Origin of the sequence: Virgibacillus profundi (assembly GCF_002287375.1) — a bacterium.
GTDB lineage: Bacteria > Bacillota > Bacilli > Bacillales > Amphibacillaceae > Virgibacillus_K > Virgibacillus_K profundi.
In genome coordinates this window covers 26,512-35,405 of sequence record NZ_NPOA01000020.1, presented here as the reverse complement: position 1 = coordinate 35,405, position 8,894 = coordinate 26,512, and the positions used below count along the sequence as shown (strand labels likewise).

Below are 8,894 nucleotides of genomic sequence, written 5' to 3'. Positions count from 1 at the left end.
GTGAGACCCCTAAAGACGAGTAGCACGAGGAGGCTCACCAGCCGCCCGCGGAAAGCGAAATGTGTTTCCGTAGCGGTAGATTTAGCACATATTATCATTAAAAGTTACTTCGCAGTCTATATCTTTTATGACAAAACAGCAAATCACTTCGGTGGGGCGAGTAATCGCAGTCCCAAATCACTTCGGGGGACGAGCAGTGTGCAGTCCCAACCTTTAGAAAATCTATTTCATTTTTTTGATTATAAGTTTGCTCATATATAGAAACAATGCTAATCAGATGAAGTCTTTTAATATGGAATGCATAATTATCGAATATTTGTTCGAGTATATGTTAAAATATATTATTATATATGGTAAAATAGTGAAAGAGAGAAGAACGGAGGGCTGTCTTTTGAAAAATAAATTTGAATTGGTTTCACGCTATGAACCTGCCGGAGACCAGCCAAAGGCAATTAATGAGATAATAGAAAAGATCCTGGCCGGCCAGAGACATCAAACATTGCTTGGTGCAACAGGAACCGGGAAAACATTTACGATGTCCAATGTAGTCAAAGAAATTAATCGGCCAACATTGGTGATCGCTCATAATAAAACTTTAGCAGGACAATTATACAGTGAGTTTAAAGAATATTTTCCGAATAATGCAGTGGAATATTTTGTTAGTTTTTATGATTATTATCAACCGGAAGCATATGTCCCATCCTCTGATACATTTATTGAAAAAGATGCAAGCATCAATGATGAAATTGATAAATTACGACATTCAGCAACATCGTCATTATTTGAACGCAGTGATGTCTTAGTCGTTGCAAGTGTTTCCTGTATTTATGGACTGGGTTCGCCGGAGGAATATGGAAGTCAGATGCTTTCACTTCGTATGGGAATGGAAAAAGATCGTGATCAGTTATTGCGTGACCTTGTTACGATCCAATATGCACGAAATGATATTGAATTTCAGCGTGGTACTTTTCGTGTGAGGGGTGACTCTGTAGAGGTTATTCCTGCATCCAGAGAAGAGCGGTGTATCCGTTTTGAGTTTTTTGGGGATGAGATTGACAGGATTCGTGAAGTGGATGCATTAACAGGAGAAATTATTGGGGACCGTGAGCATGTAACTATTTTCCCGGCATCCCACTATGTTACCCGTGAAGAAAAGTTAAAGAAAGCAATTGTTAACATTGAGAAAGAGCTGGAGGAACGTTTGAAGGATTTACGAGCTGATAATAAATTATTGGAAGCGCAACGATTAGAGCAACGAACAAACTATGATATTGAAATGATGGAAGAAATGGGCTTTTGTTCAGGAATTGAAAACTATTCCAGACATTTAACATTAAGGGATGCAGGAGCAACGCCATATACATTATTTGATTACTTGCCTGAGGACTTTTTAATTATCGTGGATGAGTCACATGCTACACTTCCGCAAATCAGGGGAATGTTTAATGGTGACCAGGCAAGGAAACAAGTATTGGTAGATCATGGGTTCCGACTTCCATCAGCTATGGATAATCGCCCATTGCGATTTGAGGAATTTGAGGAAAAAACGAAACAGCTCGTATATGTATCTGCCACCCCTGGTCCGTATGAGCTGGAGCATTCTCCTCAAATGACAGAACAAATTATCAGACCAACAGGTTTGCTCGATCCTGAAATTGATGTGCGGCCAATAGATGGTCAAATTGATGATTTAATTGGCGAAATAAATAAGCGAACCGAAAAAAATGAACGTGTGCTTGTAACGACATTAACAAAGAAAATGTCAGAGGATCTAACCGATTATTTGAAAGAGCTTGGAATGAAAGTTGCTTATTTGCACTCAGAAATTAAAACATTGGAACGGATTGAAGTGATTCGTGATTTACGAGTTGGAAAATATGATGTACTGATTGGAATAAACCTTTTAAGGGAAGGACTTGATATTCCGGAAGTTTCATTGGTTACCATATTAGATGCTGATAAAGAGGGTTTCCTGCGTTCGGAGCGTTCATTAATTCAAACGATGGGTAGAGCTGCCCGTAATGAGAATGGGCAGGTTATTATGTATGCAGATCGAATTACAAACTCGATGCAAGTAGCGATTGATGAAACAAATCGACGCCGTGAAATACAAATGGCATATAATGAGAAGCATAATATAACACCGACAACCATTAAGAAAGATGTTCGCAACGTGATTCAGGCAACTGTTGCGGCAGAGGATCAGGAAGAGTATGAAGAAAAAACGAAGAGCCTGGCCAATTTAAAAGGAAAAGAGAAAGATAAAGTAATAGAACAAATGGAAAATGAAATGAAGCAGGCAGCTAAAGCACTTAATTTCGAAAAAGCAGCTGAGCTTCGGGATATTATACTTGAACTAAAAGCGGGAAGGTGAATCATATATGCCTAGTAAGTCAATTCAAATTCAAGGAGCAAGAGCACATAATTTAAAAGATGTCGATGTGACAATTCCAAAAAATAAGCTGGTTGTTATGACCGGCTTATCCGGTTCCGGAAAATCATCACTCGCATTCGATACGATTTATGCAGAAGGTCAACGCCGTTATGTTGAATCCCTTTCCGCATATGCCAGACAATTTTTAGGTCAGATGGATAAGCCGGATGTAGACGCAATTGAGGGTCTGTCACCAGCAATCTCAATTGATCAAAAAACGACAAGTAAGAACCCTAGATCAACCGTGGGAACAGTTACTGAAATCTATGATTATTTAAGGTTGCTATATGCACGTGTCGGTCGTCCAACCTGTCCAAAACATGGAGTTGAAATTAGCTCACAGACGGTTCAACAGATGGTCGACAGGATTTTGGAATACCCTGAACGTACAAAAATGCAAATCATGGCACCTGTTATATCAGGCAGAAAAGGGGAACATATAAAGGTTTTTGAAAAACTGAAGCAGGAAGGGTATGTCCGGATTCGTGTGGATAAAGAAATGCGTGAAGTTACGGATGATATTCAGCTTGAGAAAAACAAAAAGCATTCGATCGAGGTAGTTGTCGATCGGGTTGTTGTGAAAGAAGGAGTTGCCAGTCGCTTAAGTGATTCGATCGAAACCGCATTAGGCCTTGGTGAAGGAAAAATAATAGTCGATATTATTGGAGAGGAAGAGCTTACGTTTAGTGAAAAGCATGCATGTCCAATTTGTGGCTTTTCCATTGGTGAACTGGAGCCGCGTCTATTTTCATTCAACAGTCCTTTTGGAGCATGTACAAGCTGTGATGGTTTAGGAACAAATCTGGAAGTAGATATTGATCTCGTTATACCTGATTGGGATAGAACACTGAATGAGCATGCAATTGCAGCATGGGAGCCAATCAGCTCACAATATTATCCACAGTTATTAAAAAGTGTATGTGATCATTATGGTATTGATATGGATATCCCTGTTAAGAAAATACCTGAAGACAAAATGGATAAAATTTTATATGGAAGTGGAAAGGAAAAAATTCACTTCTACTTTGTGAATGATTTTGGCAATGTCCGTGACAGTCAGATAAAGTTTGAAGGTGTAATGAATAATGTTGCGAGACGTCACAGGGAAACTTCGTCCGATTTTATTCGCGAATCTCTGGGAAAGTACATGGCAATCAAAAATTGTCCAAAATGTAAAGGTTACCGCCTGAAAGAGGAAGCATTGGCTGTATTGATAAATGGCCTGCATATTAGTCATGTTACAGACTTTTCAATTGTCGAGGCTATGGATCATTTTAGTAACCTGGATTTAACTGAAAAAGAAGCAAAAATTGCGCAAATGATTTTAAAGGAAATTTCCAATCGCCTTGATTTTTTAAATAATGTCGGGCTTGATTATTTAACTTTATCACGTGCTGCAGGAACGCTTTCCGGTGGGGAAGCGCAGCGGATCCGTCTGGCAACACAGATTGGCTCTGCATTAACAGGTGTACTCTATGTACTTGATGAACCGTCCATCGGATTGCATCAACGGGACAACAACCGACTTATAGATACATTGAAACGAATGCGTGACCTGGACAATACATTAATTGTTGTAGAACATGACGAAGATACCATGCTGGCAGCAGATTGGTTGATTGATATTGGCCCGGGAGCAGGGGAGCATGGTGGCGAAATAGTTGCAAGTGGTACCCCTGAAAAGGTTATGAAAGATAAGCATTCATTAACAGGAAAATATTTATCAGGCAACGAATATATTCCATTGCCAATGAAGCGCCGAAAAGCAGATAAACGCAAGATTGAAGTTGTTGGAGCAGTGGAAAACAACTTGAAAAACGTTACTGCAAAGTTTCCGATTGGTTTGATGACTGTAGTGACAGGCGTATCAGGCTCAGGAAAAAGTACGTTAGTCAATGAGACTTTATATAAATCATTAGCAAAAGGACTGTATCGTGGGAAATACAAGCCAGGTAAGCATAAGAAAGTAAAAGGTTTAGACTATATAGATAAAGTAATTGATATTGATCAATCGCCAATCGGCCGGACACCACGGTCAAACCCGGCAACATATACCGGGGTGTTCGATGATATCCGCGATGTTTTTGCCCAGACAAATGAAGCAAAAGTGCGTGGCTATAAAAAAGGCCGTTTCAGCTTTAATGTGAAAGGCGGACGTTGTGAAGCTTGTCGTGGAGACGGGATTATAAAAATAGAAATGCATTTCCTGCCGGATGTATATGTCCCATGTGAGATTTGTCATGGGAAGAGGTATAATCGTGAAACATTGGAAGTGAAATATAAAGGAAAAAGCATTGCAGATATTCTGGATATGCGAATTGAAGAAGCGTTGGAGTTTCTGGCACCTATTCCTAAAATCAAGCGAAAACTGCAAACGATATTTGATGTAGGACTTGGTTATGTTAAGCTTGGCCAGCCTGCAACAACTTTATCAGGCGGGGAAGCACAGCGTGTGAAACTTGCCAGTGAATTGCATAAACGTTCCAATGGTAAATCATTTTATATTTTAGATGAACCAACTACAGGATTGCATACGGATGATATTAGACGATTATTAAAAGTTTTACAACGCCTGGTTGATAATGGAGATACTGTATTAATTATCGAACATAATTTGGATGTAATTAAAACAGCTGATCATATTATCGATCTTGGTCCAGAAGGTGGAGACAGAGGCGGACAAATTATCGCAACAGGGACACCTGAAAAGATTGCGGAAGAACAAGTATCCTACACCGGCCATTATTTGAAACCTATATTAGAGCGTGATCGAAAACGAACGGAAGATTCAATAGCTGAAAAAGAGAAAGTTGGATCCGGAGGAAATTAATTGGGGGGGCAGCAGGCTATGGCTTGTTGCCTTTTTTAGATTTCTATTGGACAGTTCTTTCTCCACTGTTACCAGCCAGTATTGGCTTAGAAAGACCTCACATAACAGATTCTTCACCCAAAACAAGCTACAACACCCATTGATTTTAAAATAACCGATTGATTTTTTTGATATTCAAAGTCTAAACTTTTGACGCAATCCATGCCTTTATATAAGCTTAAGAAGAGAAGTGTAATTGGGAGGAAAGCTAATGAAGCCGATTGAAATTGAAAACGTACAGAAAATTTTGGGTCGTTTTACTAATAAAGAAATTTACGTCCATTTGGAAACAACGAATGGTGCGTATGCGAGTCATATTAATGAGAAAGCATATAATGTTGGTGCATATATCCGAAATGCCAAAGTATCATTTAACCAAGCGAAAATTGTTGGTGATGGAAAAAAATACCGTGTTGGATTGAAGTTGGAAATGGGTTGGATCTATGCGGAAGGTTTAACCGATTGGGTGATGCATGAAGAAACAAAATTGTTACTTGCTGGTCATGATAGAGAAGGCCGTCTGATGGTTTCCCTTCAACTAAGTGAAACCCCTTTTAATTATTAAATTTACGACTCTATTCGTAAGTTTTCTGCTTTTTAATATTCGCAGTTGATGTAAAGTACGACGTTCGGACACAAAAAGAGGAGTTATATGCCCAATTACCCTGGTTTTCCAACAGTACGGGTACAAAAAGAGGAGTTATGTGTCCGATTGCCTAGGTTTTCCAACAGTATAGGCACATAAAGAGATGTTATGTGCCCACTTGCTCTAGATTTCCAGCCGTACGGGCATAGAAGGATGTTTTATTCGACCGTTTGCACCAGTTTTCTTCAAGCTCTAAAGTCCACACAGTGCATTTCTGAATTTCTATCTTACGTCGTACTTTATATCTAAAGCACCAAAAACAATAATTTTTCGATGGGACAAGTGAGCAGTCCTATCCTTATAAAAAAATACCAAATTTAAGATGAGAGACAGGTGTTATCAATGGAAAAGCATGTTGTTGTTATTTACCCACATCCGGATGATGAATCCTTTGGTGCTGCTGGTACAATGACTAAATATCGTAAAGAGGGAGTTCCAGTCACCTATTTATGTGGAACATTGGGTGAAATGGGCAGGAATATGGGTTCACCCACCTTTGCAAATCGGGAGACCTTGCCGGAAATTAGGAAAGAAGAGTTAATTCAAGCATGTAATATTCTGGATGTTGACCTGCAATTACTTGGATACCGGGATAAAACAATTGAATATGAGGACAGAGGAGAAGTCGCTGCACATTTAAAAGGTATTTTAGAAGAAATTAAACCAAGTCTTGTAATTACACATTACCCTGAACATGCGGTACATCCGGATCATAATGCACTAGGAGCGGCTGCAATTGAAGCGGTAAGGCTGATGGATGCAGAGGATCGACCAGTAGTTTGGGCACAGGCAATTACAAATAATTATCATGAGATACTCGGGGAACCGGATGTAACAAATGATATATCCGAATACTTTGAGACAAAAATGGAAGCAATTATGTCCCATGCATCGCAGGCTTCCGGAATTCTGGGACAATTTAAAAAAGATGACGACGATATTAATGAACTGGCAAAAAAGAGATTCACAACAGAACAATTCTATATCTGGCAATTTAACGACTAATGCACTTGCTATAGACATGTAAGAGGATATTTATAATAAATATGAATCATTTTACTTTCATAGAGCGTATATATAAATAGCGTGCTTACCAAAAAGTTTTTTTAAAAAAATTAAATGGGGAGGATACAATCCTATGAAAAAATTATACAGATCAAATTCCCAAAGGATGTTCGCAGGAATACTTGGTGGACTGGCTGAATACTTTAATGTGGATGTAACAATTCTTCGTTTAGCTTTTCTGGTTTCGTTATTTATGAGTGCATTTACGTTTGCATTTGTCTATCTGATTGCCATTTTCATTGTTCCAAGTGAAAGAGAGATACGTTAATGCTGCTACGCTGGTTTGTCTCCATCTTTCTAAACGCAGTTGCACTGATTGCAGTAGCACAATTATTTGATTCATTCCATCTCGAAGGTTTCGGAACAGCACTTTTGGCAAGCTTTATTTTATCGATTTTAAATGTCATACTTAAACCGATTTTAATTATTTTTACATTGCCCATCACTGTAATAAGTCTTGGCTTGTTCCTATTTGTGATCAATGCAATTACATTAATGGTAGCACAGCTTTTAATGGGCGCATCCTTCGTGATTGAAGGATTTGGCACAGCAGTCATTGCTGCAGTTATTATTTCGATAATAAATTTAATTTTAAACAGCTTGGTCAAAGACTCAATGAATTCGTAGGTGTAATGCCTGCGTTTTTCTTTTGCACTGATAGTATAACTTTTTTAGGCAATAAAGGAAATATATCCATATTCCTTTCTGGGGCTCCGATTACTCGCCCCACCGTAAAGATTTGCATAAGTGCACAAAGGAAAGCTACGCGAGCAATACATCGCAGACGAAAAAAGACTTTTTCGTTGAACTAAGGCATCGCCCAAAGGCTGACGAGTGCCAAGTTTTCTAATAATCATTTATCAGAAAAATCTTGACAGTGCGTATTACCTTTAGAAATATGCTACAATAAAAAGCAGTTATTATGGTATGGGAGGTTACATGATGGCATTGGTTCGAACAAAGGATTTATTGGACAATTTTAATCTAACACTGGTTGCAGGCAAAGATGGAATACATAGAGAAATTATTACGAGTGACATTTCCCGTCCTGGTATTGAAATGACTGGTTACTTTAAATATTATCCGAAAGAACGTCTGCAATTAATCGGCAAAACTGAGATGGCTTATTTTTTGGATCTTACTGAGGAACAACAAAGGATTCGTGTTGAGCAATTATGTACAGATATTACCCCGGGGATCGTTGTGTCAAGAGGAATGGATATACCGGAAGTCATGATTGAAGCTGCGAATCAATCAGGGGTGCCTATTCTCCGCTCACCTAGGAAAACAACCCGGGTAATCAGCAGATTAACGAATTTCCTTGAAGCAAAGTATGCACCATTTACGGCTATCCATGGTGTATTAGTCGATATTTATGGCGTTGGTGTTCTTATCACAGGGCAAAGTGGTGTTGGTAAAAGTGAGACAGCATTGGAATTGGTAAAGCGTGGCCATCGGCTTGTTGCTGATGATAGTGTGGAAATTCGCCAGGAGGATTATGATACATTAATTGGAAATTCACCACCACTTATCGAACATTTACTGGAGATTCGCGGACTCGGTATAATTAATGTGATGACACTCTTTGGTGCCGGATCAGTTCGTAGCTATAAAAAGATTTCCATGATTATGAATCTGGAATTATGGGATAACAAGAAGCAATATGATCGTCTGGGTCTTGATGAAGATACGATGAAAATAATGGATGTACATGTGCCGAAATCAATCATTCCGGTACGTCCCGGAAGAAACCTTGCTGTCATTATCGAGGTTGCTGCAATGAACTTCCGATTAAAACGAATGGGTGTAAATGCCGCAGAAGAGTTTTCAGATAGGTTAACTACAATGATAGATCAGGAAAAAGATGATATGGAATAGGA

Annotated in this window: 7 protein-coding genes; all 7 read left to right on the top strand. The window is 38.9% G+C overall.

The genetic code is table 11. The features are described from left to right. The first annotated feature begins 391 nt into the window (after positions 1–391). The 7 genes from uvrB to hprK all read left to right on the top strand — a co-directional run bounded on the left by uvrB (position 392) and on the right by hprK (position 8,892). A complete protein-coding gene (gene uvrB / locus CIL05_RS20440) occupies positions 392–2,374 on the top strand; it encodes an excinuclease ABC subunit UvrB (protein ID WP_095657389.1) in 1,983 nt (660 codons plus the stop codon). Between the two features lie 7 nt (positions 2,375–2,381). Beyond that, positions 2,382–5,264: an excinuclease ABC subunit UvrA gene (gene uvrA / locus CIL05_RS20435; protein WP_095657388.1), complete on the top strand. Its 2,883-nt coding sequence runs from the start codon at positions 2,382–2,384 to the stop codon at positions 5,262–5,264. A 250-nt stretch (positions 5,265–5,514) separates the two neighbouring features. After that, on the top strand, positions 5,515–5,868 hold the full coding sequence (locus tag CIL05_RS20430; protein ID WP_095657387.1) for a YojF family protein: 354 nt from the start codon (positions 5,515–5,517) through the stop codon (positions 5,866–5,868). Positions 5,869–6,291: 423 nt separating this feature from the next. Further along, positions 6,292–6,954: a bacillithiol biosynthesis deacetylase BshB2 gene (bshB2, locus tag CIL05_RS20425; protein WP_095657386.1), complete on the top strand. Its 663-nt coding sequence runs from the start codon at positions 6,292–6,294 to the stop codon at positions 6,952–6,954. A 133-nt stretch (positions 6,955–7,087) separates the two neighbouring features. Beyond that, positions 7,088–7,282 carry a PspC domain-containing protein gene (locus CIL05_RS20420; protein WP_095657385.1) on the top strand — a complete coding sequence of 65 codons (195 nt, stop codon included), beginning with the start codon at positions 7,088–7,090 and terminating at the stop codon, positions 7,280–7,282. Further along, positions 7,282–7,641: a phage holin family protein gene (locus CIL05_RS20415; protein WP_095657384.1), complete on the top strand. Its 360-nt coding sequence runs from the start codon at positions 7,282–7,284 to the stop codon at positions 7,639–7,641. Before CIL05_RS20420 ends, CIL05_RS20415 begins: the two co-directional genes overlap by 1 nt. Positions 7,642–7,956: 315 nt before the next feature. Next, on the top strand, positions 7,957–8,892 hold the full coding sequence (hprK, locus tag CIL05_RS20410) for an HPr(Ser) kinase/phosphatase (protein WP_206207819.1): 936 nt from the start codon (positions 7,957–7,959) through the stop codon (positions 8,890–8,892). The last annotated feature ends 2 nt before the right edge of the window (positions 8,893–8,894 follow it).

Excerpts from the sequence above, each read along its gene's own strand:
- uvrA (WP_095657388.1), top strand. The coding sequence starts at position 2,382 with ATGCCTAGTAAGTCAATTCAAATTCAAGGAGCAAGAGCACATAATTTA.
- CIL05_RS20430 (WP_095657387.1), top strand. The coding sequence starts at position 5,515 with ATGAAGCCGATTGAAATTGAAAACGTACAGAAAATTTTGGGTCGTTTT.
- bshB2 (WP_095657386.1), top strand. The coding sequence starts at position 6,292 with ATGGAAAAGCATGTTGTTGTTATTTACCCACATCCGGATGATGAATCC.
- CIL05_RS20420 (WP_095657385.1), top strand. The coding sequence starts at position 7,088 with ATGAAAAAATTATACAGATCAAATTCCCAAAGGATGTTCGCAGGAATA.
- CIL05_RS20415 (WP_095657384.1), top strand. The coding sequence starts at position 7,282 with ATGCTGCTACGCTGGTTTGTCTCCATCTTTCTAAACGCAGTTGCACTG.
- hprK (WP_206207819.1), top strand. The coding sequence starts at position 7,957 with ATGGCATTGGTTCGAACAAAGGATTTATTGGACAATTTTAATCTAACA.